We start from the raw sequence: 25,380 nt of genomic DNA on the forward strand, positions 1-25,380 counted from the left end.
AGGTTTTGGATATAATGAACAGTCGCAACACCACGGCCGGCGATCCGGCGCTCGGCCACCGCCTTCGGGTGCTGCGCGAGAGGGCGGGGCTGTCGCAGCGGACGCTCGCGCGCAAGGTCGGGGTGCCGAATTCCACGATCTCGCTGATCGAATCCGGCAAGACGAACCCCTCGGTCGGCGCGCTGCGCAAGATCCTCGACGGGATTCCGGTGAGCCTTTCGGAATTCTTCGCCTTCGAGCCGGCGCCGGAGCGGCAGATCTTCTACGCCGCCGAGGAGCTGGTGGAAATCGGCCAGGGCAAGCTGTCGCTGCGGCAGATCGGCACGACGCCCTTCGGCCGGGCGATGATGCTCCTGCGGGAAACCTATGCGCCGGGTGCCGACACCGGCCGGGTGATGTATCGCCACGAGGGTGAGGAAGGGGGGATCGTGATCTCCGGCCGGATCGAGGTCACCGTGGGCGAGGAGCGCAAGATCCTCGGGCCGGGGGATGCCTATTACTTCGACAGCCGGCAGCCGCACCGGTTCCGGCAGGTGGGGCCGGAGCCCTGCGTGCTGTTCTCCGCCTGCACGCCGCCGAGCTTCTGACTTGTCTCGCCGGCGATCCCCGATCAGACTGGGGCGGACCAGGAAGGAAATCCATCGTGCTCGACAAGCTCGACATGTTCATCGCCGTCGCGCGCGAGCGGCATTTCGGGCGCGCGGCGGAAAGCCTCGGCATCACCCAGCCGACGCTGTCGGCGGGGATCAAGCAGCTCGAGGACCAGCTCGGGGTGCAGCTCATCTTCCGCGGCTCGCGCTTCGGCGGGCTGACGCCCGAGGGGGCGCGCGCACTCGACTGGGCGCGGCGGATCACCGGCGACGCGCGGCAGTTGCGCGAGGAGATGCGCTCGGTGCGCCACGGCCTCTCCGGGCAGATCCGGCTCGCCGTCATCCCGACCGCGCTCAGCCTCGCCGCCCGTCTCGCGGCACGGGTGAACGCGCGCCATCCCAAGGTCCGCTTCACCATCCTGTCGCGCCCCTCGCGCGACATCCTCGCCATGCTCGAGGGCTTCGAGATCGACGCGGGCCTGTCCTATCTCGACAACGAGCCGCTCGGGCGGGTGGAGACGGAGGCGCTGACCGAGGAGCGGCTGGTGCTCGTCTGTGCGGCGGGATCGCCCCTTGCCGGGCGGGCGGAGATCGGCTGGGCCGAGCTCGACGGGGCGCGGCTCGCCCTGATGACGCCGGACATGCAGAACCGGCGGATCGTCAACCAGGCCTTCATGGCCGCGGGCGTTGCGCCGGATGCGGTGATCGAGAGCAATTCCATCATCGCGCTGATCGCGAATGTCGGGGAGGGGGACTGGGTCACCGTGCTGCCCGACGACATCGCGCGCGTTCTCGCCGCCGGAAAGGGGCTGTCGCTCGTGCCCATGGCGCCGCTCGCGCATCGCGTCGCCCATTGCGTCGGGCTGGTCGTGCCACAGCGCGCGCCGCACACGCCGGTGATCGAGGCCCTGCTCGAAGAAGCGCGGCGGATGCGCGTGGATTGATAGAAGATTTCTATCAAGTCACGGGATAGCGTTATTGACCCCTTGCATGTGCCCGTGATTGTCTGGGCGGACGATCCGGCCAGCCAAGGCCCCTGTCCTTGTGACGAGAAGGGAAACACATGCCCACGCACGCCCTGCCCGCGCCCGAAGAGGTCGCGGGACTCATCGCGCCGCTCGAGGCGCTCGAAGGTCCGCTCCTGCCGATGCTGCACAGGGTGCAGGAGACCTATGGCTACCTGCCGCAGACCGCCCATGACCCGCTGTGCAAGGCAGCCGGGATCACCCGTGCGGAACTGGCGGGCGTGATCAGCTTCTACCACGATTTCAAGGACGCGCCCCAGGGCCGGCACGTGCTGCGGATCTGCCGTGCGGAGGCCTGTCAGTCGATGGGCGGGGCGGGTCTGGCCGAACGTCTCCTCGCGAAGCTCGGGCTCGACTGGCACGGCACCACGCCGGACGGGAGGGTGACGGTGGAGCCGGTCTATTGCCTCGGCCTCTGCGCCTGCGCGCCGGCCGTCATGGTCGACGACACCCTGGTCGGACGGGCGGACGAGGCGCGGGTCGCCAGCGCTCTGGCGGAGGTCAGGGCATGAAGATCTACGTTCCCATGGACGCCGCCGCAAAGGCGCTCGGCGCGGACCGGGTGGCCGAGGCCATCGCCCGCGAGACCGCCGCGCGCGGGATCGAGGCGGAGATCGTGCGCAACGGCACGCGCGGGATGATCTGGCTCGAACCGCTGGTCGAGATCGAGCACGACGGGGAACGGCTGGCCTACGGTCCGATTGCGGCGGCGGATGTTCCGGCACTTCTGGACGGCCGGATCGACACGCTGGGCCCCGTCGCGGAGATCCCGTTCTTTGCGCGCCAGACCCGGCTCACCTTTGCCCGCTGCGGGCTCACCGACCCGCTCTCGCTCGCGGATTACGCGGCCCATGGCGGGCTCGAGGGGCTCGACCGGGCGCTCGCCATGTCGGGGGAGGCGATCATCGACGAGGTGAAGCTCTCGGGGCTGCGCGGGCGCGGCGGCGCGGGGTTCCCGACCGGGATCAAATGGGACACGGTGCGCCTTGCCCATGCGCCGCAGAAATACATCGTCTGCAACGCCGACGAGGGCGACAGTGGCACCTTCGCCGACCGGATGCTCATGGAGGGCGATCCCTTCACCCTGATCGAGGGCATGACCATCGCCGGCCTCGGTGTCGGCGCGACGCAGGGCTATGTCTATATCCGGTCCGAATATCCCGACGCGATCCGGGTCATGCGCCGCGCGGTGGAGATCGCGCGGGGCGCGGGCGTGCTCGGCGCCGATCTGCGCGGTTCGGGGCGGGCCTTCGACATGGAGGTGCGCGTGGGCGCGGGCGCCTATGTCTGCGGCGAGGAGACCTCGCTTCTCAATTCGCTCGAGGGAAAGCGCGGCGTGGTGCGCGCGAAGCCGCCGCTTCCGGCGCTCGAGGGGTTCCTCGGCCGCCCGACCGTGGTGAACAACGTGATCTCGCTCGCCACCGTGCCGGTGATCTTTGCCAGGGGCGCGGCGCAGTACGCGCAATTCGGCCTCGGACGGTCGAAGGGCACGATGCCGATCCAGATCGCGGGAAATGTGAAATACGGCGGATTGTTCGAGACGGCCTTCGGCATGCCGCTCGGCACGCTGGTGAACGAGATCGCGGGCGGCACCGCCTCCGGCCGGCCGGTGAAGGCGGTTCAGGTCGGCGGACCGCTCGGCGCCTATCTGCATCCCGACCAGTTCGACACGCCCTTCGGCTATGAGGAATTCGACGGGCAGAAGGCGCTGATCGGCCATGCCGGGCTCGTGGTGTTCGACGACAGCGCGGACATGCGCGCGATGGCGCGGTTCGCGATGGAATTCTGTGCGGTGGAAAGCTGCGGCAAGTGCACGCCCTGCCGCATCGGTGCGGTGCGGGGCGTCGAGACCATCGACCGCATCGCGGCGGGCGAGGCGGCGGCGGTCGAGCTGCTCACGGATCTCTGCGAGGTGATGCAGGACGGCTCCCTCTGCGCGCTGGGCGGCTTCACCCCGTTTCCGGTGATGTCGGCCCTGCGGCATTTTCCCGAAGACTTCGCAACCCGGAAGGAGGCGGCGGAATGAAGGATTTCATCATCCCCTGGGGCGACGGGCTCCAGGACGAAACCGATCGCGGCACGCCGGAGAAACACGGCAAGCCGGTGACGCTCACCATCGACGGGATCGCGATCACCGTGCCCGCGGGCACCTCGGTGATGCGCGCGGCGAGCGAGGCGGGCATCCAGGTGCCGAAGCTCTGCGCGACCGACAGCCTCGAGGCCTTCGGCTCCTGCCGGCTCTGCGCGGTGGAGATCGAGGGGCGGCGCGGCACGCCCGCCTCCTGCACCACGCCCGTCCATGACGGGATGAAGGTGCACACCCAGACCGACAAGCTGCGCCGGATCCGCCGCGGCGTGATGGAACTCTACATCTCCGACCATCCGCTCGACTGCCTGACCTGCGGCGCGAACGGCGATTGCGAGTTGCAGGACATGGCCGGGGCCGTGGGCCTGCGCGAGGTGCGCTACGAGGCACCGGCGGCGGGCGGGCTCGCCAACCATTTCGAGCCGCGCAACACCTCGGGCGAGGCCAATACGGAATGGCTGCCGAAGGACGACAGCAACCCCTATTTCACCTACGATCCGAGCAAATGTATCGTCTGCAACCGCTGCGTGCGGGCCTGCGAGGAGGTGCAGGGCACCTTCGCGCTGACCATCGAGGGGCGCGGCTTCGACAGCCGCGTGTCGGTGGGGGCGGAGAATTTCCTCGCCTCCGACTGCGTGTCCTGCGGCGCGTGCGTGCAGGCCTGCCCGACCGCCACGCTTCAGGAGAAATCCGTGCTCGAGATGGGCACGCCCGACCGCTCCGTCGTGACCACCTGCGCCTATTGCGGGGTCGGGTGCAGCTTCAAGGCGGAGATGCAGGGCGACCAGCTCGTGCGCATGGTGCCCTACAAGCACGGCAAGGCGAACCGCGGCCACAGCTGCGTGAAGGGCCGGTTTGCCTATGGCTATGCGACCCACAGGGACCGCATCCTCAACCCGATGATCCGCGACACGGTCGCGGAGCCCTGGCGGGAGGTGTCGTGGACGGAGGCGCTCGACTTCGCCGCGGCGAAGATGCGCGGGATCCAGGAGAAATACGGACGGAAATCCATCGGCGTCATCACGTCCTCGCGCTGCACGAATGAGGAGACCTTCCTCGTGCAGAAACTCGCCCGCGCGGTCTTCGGCAACAACAACACCGACACCTGCGCGCGCGTGTGCCATTCCCCGACCGGCTACGGGTTGGGCCAGACCTTCGGCACGTCCGCGGGCACGCAGGATTTCGACTCGGTCGAGCACAGCGACGTGGTGATGGTGATCGGTGCCAACCCGACCGACGGCCATCCGGTCTTTGCCTCCCGGCTGCGCAAGCGGCTGCGGCAGGGGGCGACACTGATCGTCGTCGATCCGCGCCGCATCGACCTTCTGGAGACGCCGCATATGGGTGCGGGGCACCACCTCGCGCTGAAACCCGGCACCAATGTCGCCGTGGTCTCCGCCATCGCCCATGTCATCGTGACCGAGGGGCTGATGGACGCGGCCTTCATCGCAGAGCGCTGCGACGGCGAGGCCTGGGAGGATTACCGCGCCTTCATCGCCGATCCGCGCCATTCGCCGGAGGCGGTCGCTCCGCTGACCGGCGTTCCCGCCGACAAGCTCCGCGAGGCCGCGCGCGCCTTTGCGACCGGCGGCAACGGGGCGATCTATTACGGGCTCGGCGTCACCGAGCATTCGCAGGGCTCGACCACGGTGATGGGCATCGCCAACCTCGCCATGCTGACCGGCAATGTCGGGCGTCCCGGCGTGGGCGTGAACCCGCTGCGCGGGCAGAACAACGTGCAGGGCTCCTGCGACATGGGCTCCTTCCCGCATGAGCTGCCGGGCTATCGCCATGTGAAGCTGCCGGAGGTGCGCAAGATCTTCGAGGACACCTGGGGCGTGGAGATCGACCCGGAACCCGGCCTGCGCATCCCGAACATGCTCGATGCCGCGGTGGACGGCACGTTCAGAGGGCTCTATTGCCAGGGCGAGGACATCCTGCAATCGGACCCGGACACGAAGCATGTCGCGGCGGGTCTCGCGGCGATGGACTGCGTGATCGTGCATGACCTCTTCCTCAACGAGACCGCGAATTACGCGCATGTCTTCCTGCCCGGCTCCTCCTTCCTCGAGAAGGACGGCACCTTCACCAATGCCGAGCGCCGGATCAACCGCGTGCGCCGCGTCATGGCGCCGAAGAACGGCCATGCCGACTGGGAAGTGACGCAGATGCTCGCCAATGCGATGGGGGCAGGGTGGAGCTACACCCACCCGGCGGAGATCATGGCGGAGATCGCGGCGACCACGCCCTCCTTCGCGGGGGTGGATTATGCGCTGCTCGAGGAGAAGGGCTCGGTGCAATGGCCCTGTAACGAGGCGCATCCCGACGGTACGCCGCTCATGCATGTGGACGGGTTCGTGCGCGGCAAGGGGCGGTTCATCGTGACCGAATATGTCGCCACGGACGAGAAGACCGGCCCGCGCTTCCCGCTGCTGCTGACGACCGGTCGCATCCTGTCGCAGTATAACGTGGGCGCGCAGACGCGGCGGACGGAGAACGTGGTCTGGCACGACCAGGACGTGCTCGAGATCCACCCGCATGACGCGGAGAACCGCGGGCTGCGCGACGGCGACTGGGTGCGGCTCGCCTCGCGCTCGGGGGAGACGAGTTTGCGGGCGAAGATCACCGACCGCGTGAGCCCCGGCACGGTCTACACGACCTTCCACCACCCGGACACGCAGGCCAATGTCATCACCACGGATTATTCCGACTGGGCCACCAACTGCCCGGAATACAAGGTGACGGCGGTCCAGGTCAGCCCGTCGAACGGACCCTCGGAGTGGCAGGAACGCTATGCCGCACAGGCCGCGCAGTCGCGGCGGATCGAGGCGGCGGAATGAGCGCAGCCGAGGCGCTGCCGGACGAAGTGCCGGTGGCGCTCGTCTACAACGGCTCGACGGCGGCGGTGATGATGGCGTCGCCCTTCGACCTGCCGGATTTCCTGCGCGGCTTCGCGCTGTCCGAGGGAATCGTCGCGCGGGCGGAGGATGTCACGGAGGTGAGCGAGCTCGTCCACCCGCAGGGCCGGGAGGTGCGCGGGCGCATTCCCGAAGACCGGGCCGGGGCGATGGACGCGCGCCGGCGAGCCTCGGTCGGGCCGATGGGCTGCGGATTGTGCGGCATCGACAGCCTGGCGCAGGCGGCGGCTTTTCCGGGGCATGTGGATCCCATGGCAAAGGGGCTCGAGGATCACGCGCGCGCCGCGCTCGATGCGCTGAACGCGGGGCAGACGCGGCGCGAGGATGTGGGGGCGATGCACGCGGCCGGCTTCTTCGACGCGGGCGGGCTCATTGCCCTGCGCGAGGATGTCGGGCGGCACAACGCGCTCGACAAGCTGATCGGGGCGCTGTCCGGGCGCGACCTGTCGCGCGGCGCGGCGCTCGTGACCTCGCGCCTGTCGGTCGATCTGGTACAGAAATGCGCGCGCAGCGGGATCCGGGGGCTGTTCGCCCTCTCCAGCCCGACGCGCGCGGCGGTGGAACTCGCCCGTGCCTGCGGCATGACGCTCTGCGTCATCCGGCGCGAGGCGGTGGTGCGATATGCGGGGGAAGGGACATGACGAACGAAAAGATGGTGATGATGGCGAACCAGATCGCCACATTCTTCAGGAGCCAGCCGCGTGTCGACCAGGCGGCGGGGATCGCGGCGCATATTTCCGATTTCTGGGAACCGCGGATGCGCGACCAGCTCAAGGCCTATCTGGCGCAGGGCGGCGCGGGGCTCGATCCGCTGGTGAAAAAGGCCGCCGCGACATTGTGACGGCGGCCGTCCGGTTCACATCCGCGCGGCGTGCCAGGCGACGTGATCGGCCATGAAGCTCGAGATGAAATAATAGCTGTGGTCATAGCCCTCCTGCATGCGCAGGGTGAGCTTCTGCCCCTTCGCGGCGCAGACCGCCTCGAGCAGTTCCGGCCTGAGCTGGCTTTCGAGAAAATTGTCCGCCGTCCCCTGATCGACGAGCAGATCGGCCAGCGCCGCGCCGTCCTCGATCAGCGCGCAGGCGTCGTAGTCCCGCCACGCCTCCCTGTCGGGGCCGAGATAGCCGGTCAGCGCCTTCTCCCCCCAGGGGCAGGAGAGCGGGGAGACGATCGGCGCGAAGGCGGAGACGGATCTGAACCGCGCCGGGTTGCGCAGCGCGATGGTGAGCGCGCCATGGCCGCCCATCGAATGCCCGGTGATCCCCTGCCGCGCCATGTCGGCGGGAAAGCTGCGCGCGATCACATCGGGGAGTTCCTCCTCGAGATAGGCGCGCATCCGGTAGTTCCGTGCAAAGGGCGCTTCGGTGGCGTTGACGTAAAAGCCCGCACCGAGGCCGAAATCATAGGCGCCCTCCGCGTCGTCGGGCACGCCCTCGCCGCGCGGCGAGGTGTCGGGCGCGACGAAGATCACGCGATGTTCCGCACAGGCGGCACGGTATTCGCCCTTTTCGGTGACATTCGCATGGGTGCAGGTCAGGCCCGAGAGATACCACAGAACCGGGAGCTTCTCCCCCGGTTCGTGGTCGGGCACGAAGACGGAGAAGGTCATCTCCGTCCCCGTCTCGGCGGAGCTGTGGGTGTAGACCCCCTGCGTTCCGCCATGGCTGCGGTTGGTCGAGACGGTTCCGAGCGTCATCAGAACACCACCACCGAGCGGATCGACTTGCCCTCGTGCATGAGATCGAAGCCGGTGTTGATCTCCTCGAGGCTGAGGACATGGGTGATCATCGGGTCGATCTCGATCTTGCCGTTCATGTACCAGTCCACGATCTTCGGCACGTCGGTGCGGCCCTTCGCACCGCCGAAGGCGGAGCCTTTCCAGACACGGCCGGTCACGAGCTGGAACGGACGGGTGGAGATTTCCTTGCCCGCCTCCGCGACGCCGATCACGGTGGAGACGCCCCAGCCGCGGTGGCACGCCTCGAGCGCCTGGCGCATCACGGTGGTGTTGCCGGTGCAGTCGAAGGTGTAATCCGCGCCGCCGTCCGTCAGTTCGATCAGGTGCTGGACGATGTCGCCCCCGATCTTCGTGGGATTGACGAAATCGGTCATGCCGAAGCGTTCGCCCCAGCTTTTCTTGTCGTCGTTGAGGTCGACGCCGATGATCTTGTCCGCGCCGACCATCCTCGCGCCCTGGATGACGTTGAGCCCGATGCCGCCGAGGCCGAAGACGACGACATTGGCGCCGGGCTCCACCTTTGCGGTGTTCACCACCGCGCCGACGCCCGTGGTCACGCCGCAGCCGATGTAGCAGGCCTTGTCGAAGGGCGCATCCTCGCGGATCCTGGCGACCGCGATCTCCGGCAGGACGGTGAAGTTCGAGAAGGTCGAACAGCCCATGTAGTGATAGATCGGCTCGCCCTTGTAGCTGAAGCGCGAGGTGCCGTCGGGCATCACGCCCTTGCCCTGTGTCGCGCGGATCGAGGTGCAGAGGTTCGTCTTGCCGGAGGTGCAGGATTTGCACTCGCGGCATTCCGGCGTGTAGAGCGGGATGACGTGATCGCCGGGCTTGACGTGTTTCACGCCCGGCCCGATCTCGCGCACGATGCCCGCGCCCTCATGGCCGAGGATGCAGGGGAAAAGCCCCTCGCTGTCGAGCCCGTCGAGCGTGTAGGCATCGGTGTGGCAGATCCCCGTGGCCATGATCTCGACCAGCACTTCGCCCTCTTTCGGGCCCTCCAGGTCGAGCTCGACGATCTCGAGCGGTTTCTTGGCCTCGAAGGCCACGGCGGCGCGGGTTTTCATGCGGATCCTCCATGAGCCGTTCCCGCAGGCGAAGTCGCGGAAAAAACGGTGTGCTGACAAACGTTTGAGGGCCGTCCGGCCCTTCCGACAACCTGCTTGAAATCCGCTCTCGCGTCAAACCGTCTCTGGGCTTTTTTCCGAGATGCCCCTGTGCGTCGGCGGGAATGTTCCGCCCGGCTTTCGGGCGGAACGGGCCGCTCTGCCTGCGGATCGCGCTGCGGCGGGACTGCAAAATGCGTCGCCTGTGCGGAAAACCGCCACCTCGTTCCCACGTTCGCCGAATCATGCAGAGAAGCGGCTTGCGCATCAACCGGAAGGCGAAATAGGGTCGCCGCAGATCTGGACCTTCCCGAAAGCAGGACCCGGATCGGCGCGCGGACGCTTCTGATCGCTCCTGCTGTCCGCGCGCCCTCGCGTCCCTGCCGGACGGCGCGCGCCGGAGGACCGGGCTTCCCCCGCCCGGACGGAAAACGGACGCGGGGTAGCCGTCCCCTTGCCGGGGCGCGAAACCGCCCCATCTTTCGGGCGAGCCCGACCCGCGCCGGCTGCCCTGGCAAGAGCGCTGGACGCCGCAGGGAAGGCATGCCAACATGACGCAGATGCAGAATAGCGACGAACCCGATCTTCCGACCATGACACCGCTGGACGCCGACACCGCGCGCGCCGGGATGCGCGACCGAGCGCAGGAGATCTTTCTTGCGGGCGTGAAGGCGGCGGATCCCGCCCTGGCGGTCGAGGAGGCCCTGGTCGGGCACAGTTTCCACATGCCGATGATCGTGGCGGTGGGGAAGGCTGCGCGCCGGATGGCGGCGGCGGCGATGAAACATCTTCAGGCCGATCCGGTCATCGTGGTCACGAATTACGAGAATGCCGCGCCGCTTCCGGGGGCGGAGGTGCTGGCCGCGGGGCATCCGGTGCCGGATGCCGCGGGCGCGCAGGCCGCGCTGCGGGTGGAGGAGGCGCTGTCCCATGCCAAGGGCGACGTGATCGCGCTGATTTCCGGCGGGGGATCGGCGCTTTTGCCCGCCCCGGCGAACGGCGTCAGCCTCGACGACAAGGCGGAGGTGAACCGCCTCCTGCTCGGCTCGGGGGCCGATATCACCGTGATGAACCTCGTGCGCCAGCAACTGTCGCGCCTGAAGGGGGGCGGCCTGCTGCGGGCGGCGGCACCCGCGAAGGTGACGGCGCTGATCCTGTCGGACGTCGTGTCAGACGATCTGCGCGCCATCGCCTCGGGTCCGACGATTGCCCCGATCGGCACGCGGGCCGAGGCGGCGGCGGCGCTGCGGGAGCTCGGGATCTGGGACCGCCTGCCGGCCGCCGTCCGCGCCCATCTGGGGCGCGGGGAGGTGGATCTCGGCCCGCTGCCGGAGAGTACGGCCGATCTCATCGGCTCCAACAAGCTCTCGGTCGCGGCCATGGCGCGCTTCGCCGGTGGCGGCGCGGCGGACGGGGTGCATGTCTTCCCGATCCCGCTCGAGGGCGACGTGGCGGAGGCGGCGAAGACCATCGTGGAAAGCGCGAAGACGCCCGGCATCTATCTTTTTGGCGGGGAGACGACCGTCCGGGTGACGGGCGACGGGCTCGGCGGGCGCAACCAGGAGCTCGCGCTGCGCGTCGCCACCCTGGCGGAGGCGGCGGGGCTGTCGGACTACGTCTTCCTCTCCGGCGGCACCGACGGGCGCGACGGCCCGACCGACGCGGCGGGGGCGATCGTCGATCCCGGCACGCTCGGACGGATGCGCGCGGCGGGGCTCGAGCCGGAGGAGGTTCTGGCGCGCAACGACAGCTATCACGGGCTCGCGGCGGCGGGCGACCTGCTCAGGATCGGGGCGACGGGCACGAATGTGGCCGATCTCCAAGTGTTGATCAGGTGTTGATCAGGTGTTGATCGGCGCCTGATCCCGTCCGCACCGGGATCCTCTTGGCAGCGGCGCGCCTCTGGCGTGGCCTCTGCTCAGTCCGTGCCCTGGCGCGGGCCGCCCGCGTCGCAGAACATGTCGTAGATGACTTCGAGAAGGCGTTTCGGGCGCTCGTCGCTCAGCGAGTAGTAGATCGCCTTGCCCTCGCGCCGGGGCGTGACGAGCCCTTCGAGGCGGAGGCGGGCAAGCTGCTGGCTGACCGCGGCCTGACGGGCGGAGAGCAGTTCCTCGAGCTCCGTGACCGATTTCTCGCCGGTGACGAGATGGCACAGGATCATCAGCCGGCCCTCGTGGGAGAGCGCCTTGAGAAACTGCGCGGCGTCGCAGGCATTCGCCATCATCGCATCCATGTCTTCCCTGGACATGTCTTTCCTGAATTCCGGCATAGGCGACGTCACGTTATCCACCCGTCTTCTGTCCTGTTCAAAATCATCTGATCCGGTCCGTCCGTTCCTGTGCGCCAGAGCGGAAGGCGGGTTCCCTTGCGATTGGCTCGAGCCCGCCTGTGCGCGTTCGGCGACGCGGTCCGGAGCGGGAGCGCGTGACAGTGCCGATCCCGCCATACTATAGAGCTTGCCGTCCCGATCACAAGTCCGGCGCCGGGTGCGGCGCGGTCCGGCCCCTCCGGCGGCGGGAGGGCACGGCGGGCAGGGAGAGGACACGCCTGCTGGCCCTGGGGCACCGACAGCTCGTGCGGGGTCCGGACGAGGGGACGGGAGCGCGCGAAAATGTGATGCGCGGATCGGGGCGGAAACCTGTATCAGCCATGCCGCGCGGGCGTGAATATACAGGGTCCGGGGCGAAAAGACGCCTGAGGCCACCGGGGGTGACGGGACGGCCGGCATTTTCGGCAACCGGGGGCCACAAGACCCCCGCGGGCGGCTATACTGCGGTCGTCGCCCCGCCGATCCCGCCGCCGATTCGTCCGCTGCGGCGGCGCGGGACCGTGAGCGATCCTCCGCCGATGGCGGCGGGCGCGGGGGCGGCGAGCGGCCCCGAACTGACGAGGAACACGGAATGAAACTCACCCGACGCGATGCCCTGGCTCTCGGTCTCGGTGCGACGGCGGCGTCGCTCCTGCCGTTTCGCGCCTCGGCTGCGGCGGAGGATGCCATCGCCGCCTTCACCGGCGGCGCCGAGGCCGGCAGCGGCGGGATCACCCTGACCGCGCCGCAGCTCGCGCGGAGCGGCGCCGCCGTCCCGGTCTCCGTCGAGGCGCCGGGGGCGGTCGCGATCGCCCTTTTCGCCACCGGCAATCCGGCGCCCGGTGTGGCGACCTTCACCTTCGGACCGCTCGCGGGACGGCGCCGGGTCGCCACCCGCATCCGCCTGTCCGGGTCGCAGGAGGTGGTGGCGGTCGCGAAGATGGAGAACGGATCCTTCACGCGGATCTCGCTGCCGGTGACGGTCGCGGGGCGCGGCGCCGCCCGGCAGGCGCGGTGACGGAGGCGAAGACGATGGCAGACGGTGCAGACCCCCGCGTGAAGCTCCCCGCCTCGGCCGCCCCCGGCGAGGTGATCACGATCCGCACGCTGATTTCGCATCCGATGGAATCCGGCCAGCGCAAGGACGGCGAGGGCAATGTCATCCCGCGGTCGATCATCAACCGGTTCACCTGCGCCTTCAACGGCGCGCCGGTGATCGACATCGCGATGGAACCGGCGATTGCCGCGGCGCCCTGGTTCTCGTTCGACATGCGGGTGCCGGAGGCGGGGGAGTTCCGCTTTGCCTGGCATGAGGACGACGGATCGGTCTATGAGGTCACGAAGACGATCGCACTCGCCTGACGCGGCGGCCGGCGATCTCCCCGGATCAGGCGCGAAGGAGGCCCGGCCGATGGACTGGATCACGCATTTCACCGGGCTCGCCGGGCTCGAGCCGGGCATCCGCGACCGGCTCGTGTCCCGGTCCCGCATCGTGACGCTGCCGCAGGGGACGCTGCTGTTCGGGCAGGGCAGGAGCCCGGAGACGCTGTTCCTGCTGCTCTCGGGCACGGTGCGGGTGCAGCAGGTGACCGGGAGCGGGCGCGAGATCGTGCTCTACCGCGTGCACGCGGGCGAAAGCTGCGTCCTGACGACCGCCTGCCTTCTGGCCTATGAGGACCACGCGGCCGAGGGCGTGGCGGAAACCGATGTGGAGGCGGTGGCGATCCCGCGGAGCGTCTTCGACGATCTGGTCGCGACGTCGCAGAGCTTCCGCAATTTCGTCTTCTCCGCCTATTCGCGCCGGTTCACCGATCTTTTCCAGGTCATCGACGAGATCGCCTTTCGCAAGGTGGACATCCGGCTGGCGCAGAAACTTCTGGACCTGTCGGACGGGCAGCCGCGGCTCAAGGCCACCCATGCCCGGCTCGCCGCCGAACTCGGCACGGCGCGGGAGGTGGTGTCGCGCCAGTTGCAGGATTTCCAGCGCCGCGGCTGGGTGGAGACGGCCCGCGGCGAGGTGACCCTCACCGATCCCGAGGCGTTGCGGGCGCTGGCGCGGGCGGGATAGCGCGGGCGTCGCGCGTCATTTCCTCTTCGGGCAGGTGCTGATCCCGAGCAGCGTATAGACCGGGCAGGTGCCGAACAGCCCGGTGAGGAGCGGGACGAGACCCAGAAGGTAGAGCCAGCGCAGCGACGCGCCGGGATCGAGGACGAAGCCCGCAAGGAGCGCGAGCCCCGCGAGGAGGCGCAGGACGCGGTCGATGCCGCCGACATTCTTTCTGAGCATGACGATCTCCGATGATGAACCGCCCCCGAGTCTGCGGGAGGACGCGGCGGCCGTCTGTGACAAACTCACACCGGGCTCACACCGGGGCGGATGTTCGGTCCATGCAGGAAAATGGCGGAATCCCGTCAGAGATCCCGCCACGCCGTGCGATTTATCCTGCTTTCGGAGTCAGTCCATCGCCCGGAAATTGAGCGCCGCCCCCTCGCGGATGCCGGAGAACCAGCGCGCGGTGACCTTCTTCGTCTTGGTGTAGAAGCGGAAGGCGTCGGGCCCGTACTGGTCGAGATCGCCGAAGGCCGATTTCTTCCACCCGCCGAAGGAATAGTAGGAGAGCGGCACGGGGATCGGGAAGTTGACGCCGACCATGCCGACGTCGACGCGGGAAACGAAGTCGCGCGCGGTGTCGCCATCGGCGGTATAGATCGCCGTGCCGTTGCCGTAGTCGTTGTCGAGGATGAGCTGGAGCGCCTCCTCGTAACTGTCCGTCCGCACCGTCGACAGGACCGGGCCGAAGATCTCCTGCCTGTAGATCTCCATCTCCGGGGTGACGTTGTCGAACAGGGTCGGCCCGACGAAATAGCCGTTCTCGTAGCCCTGGATCGTGATCCCGCGCCCGTCGGTGACGAGGGTCGCGCCCTGCTCGACGCCGGAGGCGATCAGCCCCTCGACGCGCTCCTTCGCCTGCGCGGTGATCAGCGGGCCGTAATCCACGTCGTCGCCTGCCGTGTAGGGGGCGACCTTCAGCTTCTCGATCTTCGGCACGAGCTTTCCGATCAGCGCGTCGGCGGTCTCCCGGCCCACGGGCACCGCGACCGAGACCGCCATGCAGCGTTCGCCCGCCGCGCCGTAGCCCGCCCCGATCAGCGCATCGGCGGCCTTGTCGAGATCGGCATCGGGCATGACGATCATGTGGTTCTTTGCGCCGCCGAAACATTGCGCGCGCTTGCCGGTGGTCGCCGCGCGCCCGTAGATATATTGCGCGATCGGCGTGGAACCGACGAAGCCGACGGCCTGGACGGTCTCGTTGTCGAGGATCGCGTCGACCACGTCCTTGTCGCCATGCACGACCTGCAACACCCCGTCGGGAAGCCCCGCCTTGGTGAAGAGGTCCGCGAGCATGAGCGAGGTCATCGGCGTGCGCTCGGACGGCTTGAGGATCATCGCATTGCCGGAGACGATGGCGGGGGCCATCTTCCACAGCGGGATCATCGCCGGGAAGTTGAAGGGCGTGATGCCCGCAACCACGCCGAGCGGCTGGCGGATCGCGTAGAGGTCGATGCCGGGGCCGGCGTCGCCGGTGAACTCGCCCTTGAGCAGCGCCGGCGCGCCCATGCAGACCTCGACCACCTCGAGGCCACGCTGGATGTCGCCCTTCGCGTCCGGGAGCGTCTTGCCATGTTCGCGCGACAGGCATTCGGCGAGCGCGTCCATGTTGTCCTCGATCAACTGGCCGAATTTCATCATCACGCGGGCGCGGCGCTGCGGGTTCACGCGGGCCCAGGCGATCTGGGCCGCGGCGGCCTTCTCCACCGCGGCATCGAGCTCGGCGGGGGTGGCAAGCGGCACACGGGCGATCACCTCGCCCGTCGCGGGATTGCGCACTTCGGAAAAGCGGCCGGAGGTGCCCGCCACCCCGGCGCCGTTGATATAGTGTGTCAGGTCTTCCATCGGATCCTCCTGTCCTGGTCGCGGGCAGGTTACTCTTGCGAAATTGGGTCAAAAAGGGCGAAGAATTCAAAAACGTTTTGCAGGAATGCAGGGAGGACGGATATGAGCCTGAACTGGGACGATCTTCGGGTGTTCCTGGCGGTGGTCCGCACCGAAAGCCTGTCGGGCGCGGGGCGGCTGCTGCGGATCGACCCGGCGACGGTCGGGCGCCGCGTCGCGCGGCTCGAGGAGGCGACGGGCACCACGCTCTTCGCGAAATCGCCGCAGGGCTATGAGCTGACGCGGGACGGCGGGCGTCTGCTCGCCCATGTCGAGAGCGCCGAGCAGGCGGTGGTCCTCGGGCTCGAGGAGATCGCGGAGGAGGGGGAGCGCGGGCTCAAGGGGGTGATCCGCGTCGGTGCGCCCGACGGCTGCGCGAATTACGTGCTGCCGCGGGTCGTCGCCCGAATCGCGGCCTTCCATCCCGAGCTCGAGGTGCAGATCATCGCCCAGCCGCGGCTCTTCAACCTCTCGAAGCGCGAGGTGGACCTCGTCGTGAGCGTGTCGGCGCCGACGGCCGGCCGCTTCCTCGTCCAGAAGATCACCGACTACCATCTGTCGCTTTCCGCGATGCGCCCCTACCTGCACGAGCACCCGCAGATCGCCACGGTGGCGGATCTCTCGCGGCACAGGATCGTGGGATACGTGCCGGACCTGATCTTCGACAAGGAGCTCGACTATCTCGAGGAAATCGGCGTGAAACGGGTCGATTACACGTCGAATTCCGTCTCCGTCCAGCTCAACATGATCCGCGCCGGGCTGGGCGTGGGGGTGGTGCACGAGTTCTGCCTGCCCTATGTGCCCGAGCTCGTGCGCGTGCTGCCCGAGGCGGTGCGGCTGCGGCGCGCCTTCTATCTCGTGCGGCACGAGGACGATCGCAAGGTGGAGCGGCTGAACCGGTTTGCCGAGGCGCTGAGCGAGCACATGCGGGCGGTGGTGCGGGAGCTCGAAGGCGGCGCTTGACAGGAGGCGCACCCTCGGAGGACGCTGATATACAGGGAGAAACCGGGGCGGAGACCACTGCATTGTCACGCCGGAGACGGCAAAAGGGAGGCGCCATGCTCGTTGGACAGATACTGAAGAACAAGTCGATCGCGGAGACCATCACGATCGCACCGGACAAGACGCTGGGTGAGGCGGCGGAGGTTCTCTCCGAACGCCGGATCGGGGCGCTGATCGTCGCGACACGGCCGGCGGTGCCCGAAGGCATCCTGTCGGAACGCGACATCGTGCGCGAGATCGGCCGGGCCGGGCCAGAGGCGCTCACGCACAAGGTCTCGGATTACATGACCGCAAAGCTCGTCACCTGCGCGCCGGAGGACACGGCGCTTGCCGTGCTCGAGAAGATGAGCGCGGGCCGGTTCCGCCACATGCCGGTGATGGAGGGGGACAGGATGATCGGCCTTGTCTCCATCGGCGATGTGGTCCAGGCGCGGCTCGAACAGCTCGCGATGGAGAACGACGCGCTCGAAGGGATGATCATGGGCCACTGAGCCCGTCGCGCGCGGATGTCGCGCGGGATTTCCTCCGGCTGCGGGGCCTTGCGCCCCGAAGCCCCTTGATTTCGCATCTGCAATATTGTTGCGTGCGCAGCAAGGCAAGAGGAGGACATCCATGCGCATCGGTCTTTACCCCGGCACATTCGACCCGGTGACCCACGGTCACGGCGACATCATCCGGCGCGCATGCGCGCTGGTGGACCGGCTGGTGATCGGCGTGGCGATCAACCGCGACAAGGGACCGCTGTTCTCGCTCGACGAGCGGGTGGACATGCTCCAGGCGGTGACGCGGGGCATGGCGCGGGAGACGGGATGCGACATCGTGGTGCACCCGTTCGAGAACCTGCTGATCCAGTGCGCGCGCGACGTGAATGCCTCGATCCTGATCCGCGGGCTGCGCGCGGTGGCGGATTTCGAATACGAATATCAGATGGTCGGCATGAACCGCGCCCTCGACAGCTCGGTCGAGACGGTCTTTCTCATGGCCGACGCGCGCCACCAGGCGATCGCCTCCAAGCTCGTGAAGGAGATCGCACGGCTCGAGGGCGACATCTCGAAATTCGTCGACCCGCTGGTGGCGACGCGGCTTCTGGCGAAATTCGACCGCTGAGCCGCCTCAGCCGTAGACCGCGGCGCGCGCGAGGGCGCAGGCGCGGCCATGGTCGAGGGCCAGATCGGCCTTCGTGCGGGCGGGCAGGGCGTCGAGCTCGGCCAGCGTGCGCCGATAGGCGGCGCGTTTCCGGGCGGCGGTTCGCAGGGAGAGGAACATGGTCATCGGTCCGGTCCTTTCGGGGCTCGGGGGGGCGTTCGGGGTGCGCGGTGGCGCTTCCCGAAATCTGGGCCTGCTGCACCGCAGAAACAACCGACATGCGGGAAAGGGCGCCATGCGCCCGCTGCAACGCCGCGGCGGATCAGAAATCCGGCAGTACGCCGATGGCGACGAACCCCTTGAGCACCGCATCGACCGCGACGGCGGCAAGCACCATGCCCATGACCCGGCTGACGATGGCCGCGCCGGTCTCGCGCAGCAGGCGCAGGATCGGCTCGGCGGCGAGCAGCAGCAGCAGGGTGATGAGCAGGATCACCGTCATGATCGCCGCGGTCATCGCCTGATGCGCATAGGAAAAGCGGTCGTTGTCCGTGAGCATCACCACGGCGAGCATCGCGCCGGGGGAGGCGATGGAGGGCATGGCGAGCGGAAAGACGGAGACGCGCCTGGCCTGGAGCCGCTGGTCCTTCTGGGGATGGGCGACCTGCGCCGCCTCGTGGGAAGGCTTGCCGTCGCCGAAGATCATCGTCAGCGCGAAGAGGAAGAGCACCAGCCCGCCCGCGATCTGGAAGGACGGGAGGCCGAGGCCGAGCGCCTCGAGCACGGTCTGGCCGAAGGCGATGAACATCAGCAGGATGACGAAGGCGATGAGCACCGCACGGGCGGCGACCATGCGCGTGAGCTTCGGCGACAGCGGCGCGGTGGCGCCGATGAAGACCGGCAGCGTGCCGATCGGATCTATGACCACCCACAGGGTGATGAACTCGCTCAGAATCGTCGTCATGCTCGGCATCGGGGGCCCTCGGTCTCCTTTCCTGCGGATGCGCGAGACACGAAAACGCTCCGGACCGACAGCCCGGAGCGCCTTTCTCCCGTTCGCGCGGGATAGCTGCGTTTCGGCAGCGAGTATAGCGTGCTCAGATCAGCTTGCCCATAGCGACCGCCGTGTCCGCCATGCGGTTGGAAAAGCCCCATTCGTTGTCGTACCAGGACAGGATGCGGCACATCGACCCTTCCATCACCTTGGTCTGGTCCGTGTGGAAGACCGAGGAATGCGGATCGTGGTTGAAGTCCGAGGAGACGAGCTTGCCGTCGGTATAGCCGAGGACGCCCTTGAGCGGGCCGTCCGCCGCGGCGCGGATCTTCTCGTTGATCTCCTCGACCGAGGTGTCGCGCGCCGCCTCGAAGGTCAGGTCCACGACGGAGACGTTCGGCGTCGGCACGCGGATCGCCACCCCGTCGAGCTTGCCGTTGAGCTCGGGCAGCACGAGGCCCACCGCCTTCGCCGCGCCGGTGGAGGTCGGGATCATCGACAGCGCCGCCGCGCGGGCGCGGTAGAGATCCTTGTGATAGGTGTCGAGGGTCGGCTGGTCGCCCGTGTAGCTGTGGATCGTGGTCATGAAGCCCTTGACGATGCCGAGCTCGTCGTTGAGCACCTTCGCCACCGGCGCGAGACAGTTCGTCGTGCAGGAGGCATTCGAGACGACAAGGTCGTCGGGCGTCAGCGCCGCGTGGTTCACCCCGTAGACGATGGTCTTGTCCGCGCCGGCCGAGGGGGCGGAGACGAGGACGCGCTTCGAGCCATTCTTCAGATGCGCCTCCGCCTTCTCCTTGGCGGTGAAGAGGCCGGTGCATTCGAGCGCGATATCGACATCGGCCCAGGGCAGCTCCTCGGGATTGCGGATCGCCGTCACCTTGATCGGGCCGCGGCCGACGTCGATGCTGTCCTCGCCATGGGTCACCTCGACCGGGAACCGGCCGTGCACCGAGTCGAATTGCAGCAGGTGGGCGTTGGTCTCGACCGGACCCAGGTCGTTGATCGCGACCACCTCGATGTCGGTCCGGCCCGACTCGATGATGGCGCGCAGGACATTGCGTCCGATCCGTCCAAATCCGTTGATAGCTACTTTCACGGCCATGTCAGCACCTCCTATGCGCTTTGGGGCGGCGGAAAGGCAGGGGATGCCCTCCCTGTGGAAAGGGGTCGTGGCGACAACGCCGCCGCGATCCGATCGTTCCGAGTTAACGCTAACATCGCGATCGTGCGTGAAACGTCAACCTCGAAGAGCCGCCGTCATCGCCAGAAGGCGACCCACCGGAGCAGGTCCAGGAATTTCCGGGTCAGGAAGAGCGACCCGTCGCCCCCGTTCAGTCCGAAATCGAGGCCGAGCAGGATCACGACGAGGATCCCGATCCCGACGGCGATCTGATTTGTCATGTCGCGCCAACCGTTCGTTCGCCGGCAGAATGCGGCAATTGCGGAGATAAAAAAAGGGGGCAGGCCGAAAACGGTAAAAAAACCCGGCGGTTGCCCGCCGGGGAAAGCCACGTCACAGGGTCGTTGCGACGTATACGTGAAGATCCGGGGGCCTAGATCAGCCGACCCATCGCCGCGGCGACATCGGCCATCCGCGCGGAAAAGCCCCATTCGTTGTCATACCACGCCAGCACGCGCACCGTGCGGCCGATCACCTTGGTCTGGTCGGGCGCGAAGATCGAGCTCTGGGTCGTATGGTTGAAGTCGATGGAGACCTTCGGCTCCGGGTCGTAGCCCAGCACCGCCCCCATATGGCCGGCGGCGGCTTCGCGCACGACCTCGTTCACGTCGTCCACCGTCACGTCGCGGCCCGCCTCGAAGGTGAGATCCACGGCGGAGACGTTCGGCGTGGGCACGCGCATCGCCGTACCGTCGAGCTTGCCCCTGAGTTCCGGCAACACCTCGCCGATCGCCTTCGCGGCGCCGGTGGAGGTCGGGATCATCGCCATCGCGGCGGCGCGGGCGCGGTAGAGATCCTTGTGCCGGCGGTCGAGCGTCGGCTGGTCGCCGGTGTAGGAATGGATCGTCGTCATGATGCCGCGCTCGATCCCGATGGCGTCGTTGAGCACCTTGGCGAGCGGCGCGAGGCAGTTCGTGGTGCAGGAGCCGTTCGACACCATGCGCTCCTCCGCGCGCAGGTCGCGATGGTTCACGCCATAGACCACGGTGCGGTCCACGTTCTTCGCCGGGGCGGAGATCAGCACCTTCTTGGCGCCGCGGTCGAGATGGATGGCGGATGTGTGGCCGTCGTTGAACTTGCCGGTGCATTCGAGCACCACGTCGACGCCTTCCCAGTCGAGCTCGTTCGGATCGTAGGTCGACATGACCTGCATCGGCCCGTGGCCGATGTCCATCGTGTTGCCCTCGATGCGGACGGTGCCGCCGAAGCGGCCGTGGACGCTGTCGTATTTCAGGAGATGCGCATTGGTCTCGATCGGGCCGGTGGCGTTGATCTTCACCACCTCGACCTCGTTGAGGCCGGCCTCGGCGATATGGGCGAGCGTGCAGCGGCCGATGCGGCCGAACCCGTTGATACCAAGTCTGATCGTCATGATACGTCTCCCGAGATGTGATGCGCCGGCGGTTTCGCCCCTCCGTATACGGAGGTGTGCAATCGAGGAAAAGTATTTAGCGCCAACATGTTAGCGAAAACATCCGCTGTTTGCGCTAACGTGCCCGGCAATGCGGCGCCTCCCCTTCATCTGCTCGGAAATATCTCGGGGTTCCAAAGGGGCAGCGCCCCTTTGCCTCCGGCGCCGCGCGCAACGGCAAAGACCCGCGCCGGCGGCGCGGGTCCGTCCTGTCCTCCCCCTGCGGCGGGGGTCAGCCCAGCAGCGCCCTGACCTGCGCCACGACGTTTCCGGCGGTGATGCCGAACTTCTCGTAAAGCTCCTCGGCCGGGGCGGAGGCGCCGAAGCGGGTCATGCCGACGAAGGCCTGCCGGCTCTCGCGACCGCGCTCGCCCAGCAGCCAGCGGTCCCAGCCGCCGGCGCGCATCGCGGCCTCGATGCCGACCCGCACCGGGCCCGCGGGCAGCACCTTGCGGCGGTAGGCCTCGTCCTGCTCGGCAAACAGCTCCATGGAGGGCATGGAGACGACGCGGGTGCCGATGCCTTCCGCCTGGAGCGTTTCGCGCGCCGCCATGGCGATCTCGACCTCGGAGCCGGTGGCGATCAGGATCGCCTCCCGCTTGCCCTCGGCCTCGGCGAGCACATAGGCGCCCTTCGCTACGAGGTTGTTGGACTTGTGCTCGGTGCGCAGCGTCGGCAGGTTCTGGCGCGTCAGCACGAGCACCGTCGGCGTCTTTTGCGAGGTGAGGGCGATTTCCCAGGCCTCGGCGGTCTCCACCGTGTCGCAGGGGCGGATCGTCAGCGTGTTGGGCGTGGCGCGGCAGATCGCGAGATGCTCGACCGGCTGGTGGGTCGGGCCGTCCTCGCCGAGACCGATGGAATCATGGGTCATGACATAGGTCACCGGCACCTGCATCAGCGCCGACAGGCGCATCGCCGGACGCGCGTAATCGGTGAAGCAGAAGAAGGTGCCGCCATAGGGGCGCACGCCGCCGTGCAGCGCGAGCCCGTTCATCGCCGCCGCCATGCCATGTTCGCGGATGCCGTAATAGACGTAGCGGCCCTTGCGGTTGGTCTCGTCGAAGACGCCGAGCCCCTCGGTCAGCGTGTTGTTCGAGCCGGTGAGATCCGCCGAGCCGCCGAGGGTCTCGGGCATGATCGGGTTCACCACCTCGAGCACCTTCTGCGAGGAGGCGCGGGTCGCGAGCTTCGGCCGCTCCTCGGAAATCTGCTTCTTGAACGCCTTGATCGTGGCGGAGAGCTTCTTCGGCGCCTCGCCCGCGAAGACGCGGTTGAACTCCGCCTGGCGACGCTCGGACTGCTCCTCGAAGCGGGCTTCCCAGGTGACGCGGTCCTCGCGGCCGCGCGCGCCGATCTCCTCCCACTGTTTCTTCACTTCCTCGGCGACCTCGAACGGGCCCCAGCTCACGCCATAGGCTTCCTTCGCGGCGCGGAGCTGGTCGGCGTCGGTGAGCGCGCCGTGGCCCTTGGAGGTGTCCTGGGCCTTGTGGCCGAGCGCGATATGGGTCTTGCAGTCGATCATCGACGGCTTTTTCGACGCCTTCGCGGCCTCGATGGCGGCGTCGATCGCCTCCGGGTCGTGGCCGTCGACGGACTGGACATGCCAGCCCGCCGCCTTGAAGCGGGCGACCTGGTCGGTGCGGTCGGCAAGGTCGAGCGGGCCGTCGATGGTGATGCTGTTGTTGTCCCAGAAGACGATGAGCTTGCCGAGCTTCTGGCGGCCGGCCAGCGCGATCGCCTCCTGGGAGACGCCCTCCATCAGGCAGCCGTCGCCGGCGAAGACATAGGTGTGGTGATCCATGAGCTTCGCGCCGAAGCGCGCGCGCAGGGATTCCTCGGCCATCGCGAAACCGACGGAATTGGCGATGCCCTGGCCGAGCGGGCCGGTCGTGGTCTCGACGGCGTCGAGCAGGAAGTTCTCCGGGTGGCCCGCGGTCTTCGAGCCGGACTGGCGGAAGTTGCGGATCTCCTCGATCGTCACTTCCTTGTAGCCGGTGAGGTAGAGCAGCGAATAGATCAGCATCGAGCCGTGGCCGTTCGACAGGATGAAGCGGTCGCGGTCGGGCCAGTGCGGCGCGGAGGCGTCGAACCTGAGATGCCTGCCGAAGAGCACGGTGGCCACGTCGGCCATGCCCATCGGCATCCCCGAATGCCCGGACTTCGCCGCGGCGACGGCGTCGAGCGTCAGGGTGCGGATGGCGGCGGCTTTCAGCCAGTGGTCGGGGTGCGCCTCGCGCAGCTTTGCGATATCCACGGGTTGGATCTCCTTCAACTCCCTAAGGCGGCCGGGAGCGTCGTCCGGGCCTCGTCCTGTCTCCTGATAACGATAACGCGCCAAAGTGCAAGGCACGCAAGGCGGGGGCGCCCCGGATCCGCCGCTTTTTCCCGCGCCCGCCCTGCCGTATTGGTAAAGCGCGCCCCATGCGCTAGGCTCTCGAATCAACGGAAGGCGGGACGAAGCCCGCCCGCTTCGGCGTTGATGCCAAAGGAAGTTTCGGCATCGCCCCGCGCCGGCGGGCACAGCGGGCGGACCGCGCCGCGATGCAACACGACCAGAGCAGGGTGTGAGTAAACACGGATGAGCGAAATTTCCCAATTCGAGGCGCGGATCAGCGCGGCGCTGGAACGGATCGGACGGGCGGTCTCCGCCGCCGAGGAACGGGCCGAGACGGCGGGGGCGCCGGAGGGCGCCGCGACCGCCGGTCTCGAGGCGGAAACCGCCCGGCTGAGCGCGGCGCTCGAGGCGGAGAAGGCCTCGAACCACCAGCTCGAGGAGCGGGTGAAGGCGATCCACGAGCGGCAGGAGGGCCATGTCGCAGCACTCGAGCAGGAGGTGGAGACGCTGCGGCGCCAGCTCGCGGATCACGACCGCGGGATGCAGACGCTGCGGGCGGTGAATGCGCAGCTGCGCGAGAACAACGCCGCGCTGCGCGGCGCCAATTCCGAAGGCGTCGGAGATCCCGCGCTGATCGACGCGGGGATGCGGGCGGAGCTCGAGGCGCTGAAGGCCGCGCGCTCGGCCGAGGCGACCGAGCTCGACGCGATCCTCGCGGAGCTGAAGGCGGTCATGGCCCGCGTGCCGGGCGCACAGCAATCCGGGGAGGCCTGAGCCATGCCTGAAGTGAGAATCTCCATCGGCGGCAAGGAATTCGACGTCGCCTGCCAGGACGGGGAGGAGCATTTCCTCAAGGCCGCCGCGGCCCTGCTCGACAACGAGGCGACGGTGCTCGCAAGCCAGATCGGCCGCCTGCCGCCGGAGCGGATGCTGCTGATGGCGGGGCTCATGCTCGCGGACAAGACCGCGGGGATGGAAGAACAGATGCGCGGGCTCGAGGACAAGCTCGGCGCGCAGGAGGCGCTGATCGAGGAGATGCGCGCCCGCCCCGCGCCCGAGCCCGAGAAGATCGAGGTGCCGGTCGTGCCCGCGGAAGTGACGGACACGCTCGCGGAAATGGCCGCGCGGGCGGAGGCGATGGCGGATGCGCTCGAGGAGCGGCTGGGGATGGTCAATGGCACCTGACCGCAGCCGTCCCCTGGCGCTGGCGCTCCTTCTCGTGCCGCTCGCCGCCACGGCGCAGGACGTCCCGGAGACGGTGCCCGCGCCCGAGGTCGTCACCTATACCTGCGAGCGCGGCGTGGAGATCGACGTGGTCTATGCCGGGCAGGATTACGCGGTGGTGCAGGCCGAGGGGCGGCTCTTGTCGCTGGGCCGCGCGGTCTCCGCCTCCGGCGCGCGCTACCTCGGGGCCACCGGCAAGGTGTCGGCCTATGAATGGTGGGAAAAGGGCGGCGAGGCCATGCTCAACTATTTCGACGCCGAGGTGGGAGAGAGCGTGACGCTCTACGCCTTCTGCAAGGCGGGCTGACGCCGGGCGCGGGGCCGGGCGATCGGGAGGCGGTCCGGGGCCGCTCGAGAGGCGCGCGCGGGGAAACACCGCC

Annotated in this window: 28 protein-coding genes; 17 read left to right on the top strand and 11 right to left on the bottom strand. The window is 68.2% G+C overall.

Translation table 11 applies throughout. The annotated features are described in order from the left end of the window. The first annotated feature begins 14 nt into the window (after positions 1 to 14). The 7 genes from P73_RS07820 (at position 15) to P73_RS07850 (ending at position 7,460) form a co-directional block, all read left to right on the top strand. Positions 15 to 587 (top strand): cupin domain-containing protein, encoded by a 573-nt coding sequence (locus tag P73_RS07820; protein ID WP_052453108.1) that lies wholly within the window; start codon positions 15 to 17, stop codon positions 585 to 587. Positions 588 to 643: 56 nt separating this feature from the next. Beyond that, the gene (locus tag P73_RS07825; RefSeq protein WP_043869172.1) at positions 644 to 1,534 is read left to right on the top strand and encodes a LysR family transcriptional regulator; all 891 of its coding nucleotides are present in this window, start codon (positions 644 to 646) and stop codon (positions 1,532 to 1,534) included. Between the two features lie 119 nt (positions 1,535 to 1,653). Then, positions 1,654 to 2,127 carry a formate dehydrogenase subunit gamma gene (locus P73_RS07830; protein ID WP_043869173.1) on the top strand — a complete coding sequence of 158 codons (474 nt, stop codon included), beginning with the start codon at positions 1,654 to 1,656 and terminating at the stop codon, positions 2,125 to 2,127. Further along, a complete protein-coding gene (locus P73_RS07835; RefSeq protein ID WP_043869174.1) occupies positions 2,124 to 3,641 on the top strand; it encodes a formate dehydrogenase beta subunit in 1,518 nt (505 codons plus the stop codon). The genes P73_RS07830 and P73_RS07835 overlap by 4 nt, the downstream gene beginning before the upstream one ends. Further along, the gene (fdhF, locus tag P73_RS07840; RefSeq protein ID WP_043869175.1) at positions 3,638 to 6,541 is read left to right on the top strand and encodes a formate dehydrogenase subunit alpha; all 2,904 of its coding nucleotides are present in this window, start codon (positions 3,638 to 3,640) and stop codon (positions 6,539 to 6,541) included. The genes P73_RS07835 and fdhF overlap by 4 nt, the downstream gene beginning before the upstream one ends. Beyond that, complete coding sequence (fdhD, locus tag P73_RS07845; protein ID WP_052453109.1) at positions 6,538 to 7,260, top strand: formate dehydrogenase accessory sulfurtransferase FdhD; 723 nt, start codon at positions 6,538 to 6,540, stop codon at positions 7,258 to 7,260. Before fdhF ends, fdhD begins: the two co-directional genes overlap by 4 nt. Beyond that, complete coding sequence (locus tag P73_RS07850) at positions 7,257 to 7,460, top strand: formate dehydrogenase subunit delta (RefSeq protein WP_043869176.1); 204 nt, start codon at positions 7,257 to 7,259, stop codon at positions 7,458 to 7,460. The genes fdhD and P73_RS07850 overlap by 4 nt, the downstream gene beginning before the upstream one ends. 15 nt (positions 7,461 to 7,475) lie before the next feature. Here the strand turns inward: P73_RS07850 and fghA are convergent, their stop codons facing one another. Next, positions 7,476 to 8,315 (bottom strand): S-formylglutathione hydrolase, encoded by an 840-nt coding sequence (gene fghA / locus P73_RS07855; RefSeq protein WP_043869177.1) that lies wholly within the window; start codon positions 8,313 to 8,315, stop codon positions 7,476 to 7,478. After that, positions 8,315 to 9,424 (bottom strand): S-(hydroxymethyl)glutathione dehydrogenase/class III alcohol dehydrogenase, encoded by a 1,110-nt coding sequence (locus tag P73_RS07860; RefSeq protein WP_043869178.1) that lies wholly within the window; start codon positions 9,422 to 9,424, stop codon positions 8,315 to 8,317. The genes fghA and P73_RS07860 overlap by 1 nt, the downstream gene beginning before the upstream one ends. Positions 9,425 to 10,056: 632 nt before the next feature. Here P73_RS07860 and P73_RS07865 point away from each other — a divergent pair. Next, entirely contained in the window at positions 10,057 to 11,304 is a 1,248-nt protein-coding gene (locus P73_RS07865) for a glycerate kinase type-2 family protein (protein WP_052453546.1), read from the top strand. A gap of 77 nt (positions 11,305 to 11,381) precedes the next feature. Here P73_RS07865 and P73_RS07870 read toward each other — a convergent pair whose 3' ends face one another. Further along, positions 11,382 to 11,711 carry an ArsR/SmtB family transcription factor gene (locus tag P73_RS07870; protein ID WP_052453547.1) on the bottom strand — a complete coding sequence of 110 codons (330 nt, stop codon included), beginning with the start codon at positions 11,709 to 11,711 and terminating at the stop codon, positions 11,382 to 11,384. Between the two features lie 652 nt (positions 11,712 to 12,363). Here P73_RS07870 and P73_RS07880 point away from each other — a divergent pair. The 3 genes from P73_RS07880 to P73_RS07890 are packed head-to-tail and all read left to right on the top strand — an operon-like array spanning position 12,364 to position 13,839. Further along, a complete protein-coding gene (locus P73_RS07880) occupies positions 12,364 to 12,789 on the top strand; it encodes a thiosulfate oxidation carrier protein SoxY (protein WP_043869181.1) in 426 nt (141 codons plus the stop codon). Between the two features lie 14 nt (positions 12,790 to 12,803). Beyond that, positions 12,804 to 13,133 (top strand): thiosulfate oxidation carrier complex protein SoxZ, encoded by a 330-nt coding sequence (gene soxZ, locus P73_RS07885; protein ID WP_043869182.1) that lies wholly within the window; start codon positions 12,804 to 12,806, stop codon positions 13,131 to 13,133. A 49-nt stretch (positions 13,134 to 13,182) separates the two neighbouring features. Then, on the top strand, positions 13,183 to 13,839 hold the full coding sequence (locus P73_RS07890; RefSeq protein ID WP_043869183.1) for a Crp/Fnr family transcriptional regulator: 657 nt from the start codon (positions 13,183 to 13,185) through the stop codon (positions 13,837 to 13,839). A 15-nt stretch (positions 13,840 to 13,854) separates the two neighbouring features. Here P73_RS07890 and P73_RS07895 read toward each other — a convergent pair whose 3' ends face one another. Further along, complete coding sequence (locus P73_RS07895) at positions 13,855 to 14,058, bottom strand: YgaP family membrane protein (RefSeq protein WP_043869184.1); 204 nt, start codon at positions 14,056 to 14,058, stop codon at positions 13,855 to 13,857. Positions 14,059 to 14,226: 168 nt separating this feature from the next. Further along, positions 14,227 to 15,726 carry a CoA-acylating methylmalonate-semialdehyde dehydrogenase gene (locus tag P73_RS07900; protein WP_043869185.1) on the bottom strand — a complete coding sequence of 500 codons (1,500 nt, stop codon included), beginning with the start codon at positions 15,724 to 15,726 and terminating at the stop codon, positions 14,227 to 14,229. A gap of 102 nt (positions 15,727 to 15,828) precedes the next feature. Here P73_RS07900 and P73_RS07905 point away from each other — a divergent pair, with 102 nt between their 5' ends. The 3 genes from P73_RS07905 to coaD all read left to right on the top strand — a co-directional run bounded on the left by P73_RS07905 (position 15,829) and on the right by coaD (position 17,874). Then, entirely contained in the window at positions 15,829 to 16,728 is a 900-nt protein-coding gene (locus tag P73_RS07905) for a LysR family transcriptional regulator (RefSeq protein WP_139267101.1), read from the top strand. Between the two features lie 95 nt (positions 16,729 to 16,823). After that, complete coding sequence (locus P73_RS07910; RefSeq protein ID WP_043869186.1) at positions 16,824 to 17,258, top strand: CBS domain-containing protein; 435 nt, start codon at positions 16,824 to 16,826, stop codon at positions 17,256 to 17,258. A gap of 121 nt (positions 17,259 to 17,379) precedes the next feature. Continuing rightward, entirely contained in the window at positions 17,380 to 17,874 is a 495-nt protein-coding gene (coaD, locus tag P73_RS07915; RefSeq protein WP_043869187.1) for a pantetheine-phosphate adenylyltransferase, read from the top strand. A gap of 6 nt (positions 17,875 to 17,880) precedes the next feature. Here the strand turns inward: coaD and P73_RS26100 are convergent, their stop codons facing one another. The 6 genes from P73_RS26100 to tkt all read right to left on the bottom strand — a co-directional run bounded on the left by P73_RS26100 (position 17,881) and on the right by tkt (position 23,695). Beyond that, positions 17,881 to 18,039, bottom strand: coding sequence for a DUF1127 domain-containing protein (locus P73_RS26100; protein WP_139267102.1), 159 nt, complete (start codon positions 18,037 to 18,039; stop codon positions 17,881 to 17,883). A 136-nt stretch (positions 18,040 to 18,175) separates the two neighbouring features. After that, positions 18,176 to 18,826 (bottom strand): MarC family protein, encoded by a 651-nt coding sequence (locus tag P73_RS07920; RefSeq protein ID WP_082033151.1) that lies wholly within the window; start codon positions 18,824 to 18,826, stop codon positions 18,176 to 18,178. Positions 18,827 to 18,950: 124 nt separating this feature from the next. Next, positions 18,951 to 19,952, bottom strand: a complete 1,002-nt coding sequence (gene gap / locus P73_RS07925; RefSeq protein ID WP_043869188.1) for a type I glyceraldehyde-3-phosphate dehydrogenase — start codon at positions 19,950 to 19,952, stop codon at positions 18,951 to 18,953. Between the two features lie 155 nt (positions 19,953 to 20,107). Further along, positions 20,108 to 20,251, bottom strand: coding sequence for a hypothetical protein (locus P73_RS26175; protein WP_043869189.1), 144 nt, complete (start codon positions 20,249 to 20,251; stop codon positions 20,108 to 20,110). 152 nt (positions 20,252 to 20,403) lie between these two features. Then, positions 20,404 to 21,402 carry a type I glyceraldehyde-3-phosphate dehydrogenase gene (gene gap, locus P73_RS07935; protein ID WP_043869190.1) on the bottom strand — a complete coding sequence of 333 codons (999 nt, stop codon included), beginning with the start codon at positions 21,400 to 21,402 and terminating at the stop codon, positions 20,404 to 20,406. A gap of 271 nt (positions 21,403 to 21,673) precedes the next feature. Continuing rightward, positions 21,674 to 23,695, bottom strand: a complete 2,022-nt coding sequence (gene tkt, locus P73_RS07940) for a transketolase (RefSeq protein ID WP_043869191.1) — start codon at positions 23,693 to 23,695, stop codon at positions 21,674 to 21,676. A 324-nt stretch (positions 23,696 to 24,019) separates the two neighbouring features. On the opposite strand from tkt, the gene P73_RS07945 reads away from it, so the two are divergent. Genes P73_RS07945 through P73_RS07955 form a run of 3 tightly spaced genes read left to right on the top strand, consistent with a single transcriptional unit; the run spans position 24,020 to position 25,307 of the window. Continuing rightward, a complete protein-coding gene (locus P73_RS07945) occupies positions 24,020 to 24,550 on the top strand; it encodes a hypothetical protein (RefSeq protein ID WP_043869192.1) in 531 nt (176 codons plus the stop codon). A 3-nt stretch (positions 24,551 to 24,553) separates the two neighbouring features. Then, complete coding sequence (locus P73_RS07950) at positions 24,554 to 24,961, top strand: cell division protein ZapA (RefSeq protein ID WP_043869193.1); 408 nt, start codon at positions 24,554 to 24,556, stop codon at positions 24,959 to 24,961. Beyond that, positions 24,951 to 25,307, top strand: a complete 357-nt coding sequence (locus P73_RS07955) for an MliC family protein (protein ID WP_052453110.1) — start codon at positions 24,951 to 24,953, stop codon at positions 25,305 to 25,307. The genes P73_RS07950 and P73_RS07955 overlap by 11 nt, the downstream gene beginning before the upstream one ends. The last annotated feature ends 73 nt before the right edge of the window (positions 25,308 to 25,380 follow it).

Origin of the sequence: Celeribacter indicus (assembly GCF_000819565.1) — a bacterium.
Classification (GTDB): Bacteria; Pseudomonadota; Alphaproteobacteria; order Rhodobacterales; family Rhodobacteraceae; genus Celeribacter; species Celeribacter indicus.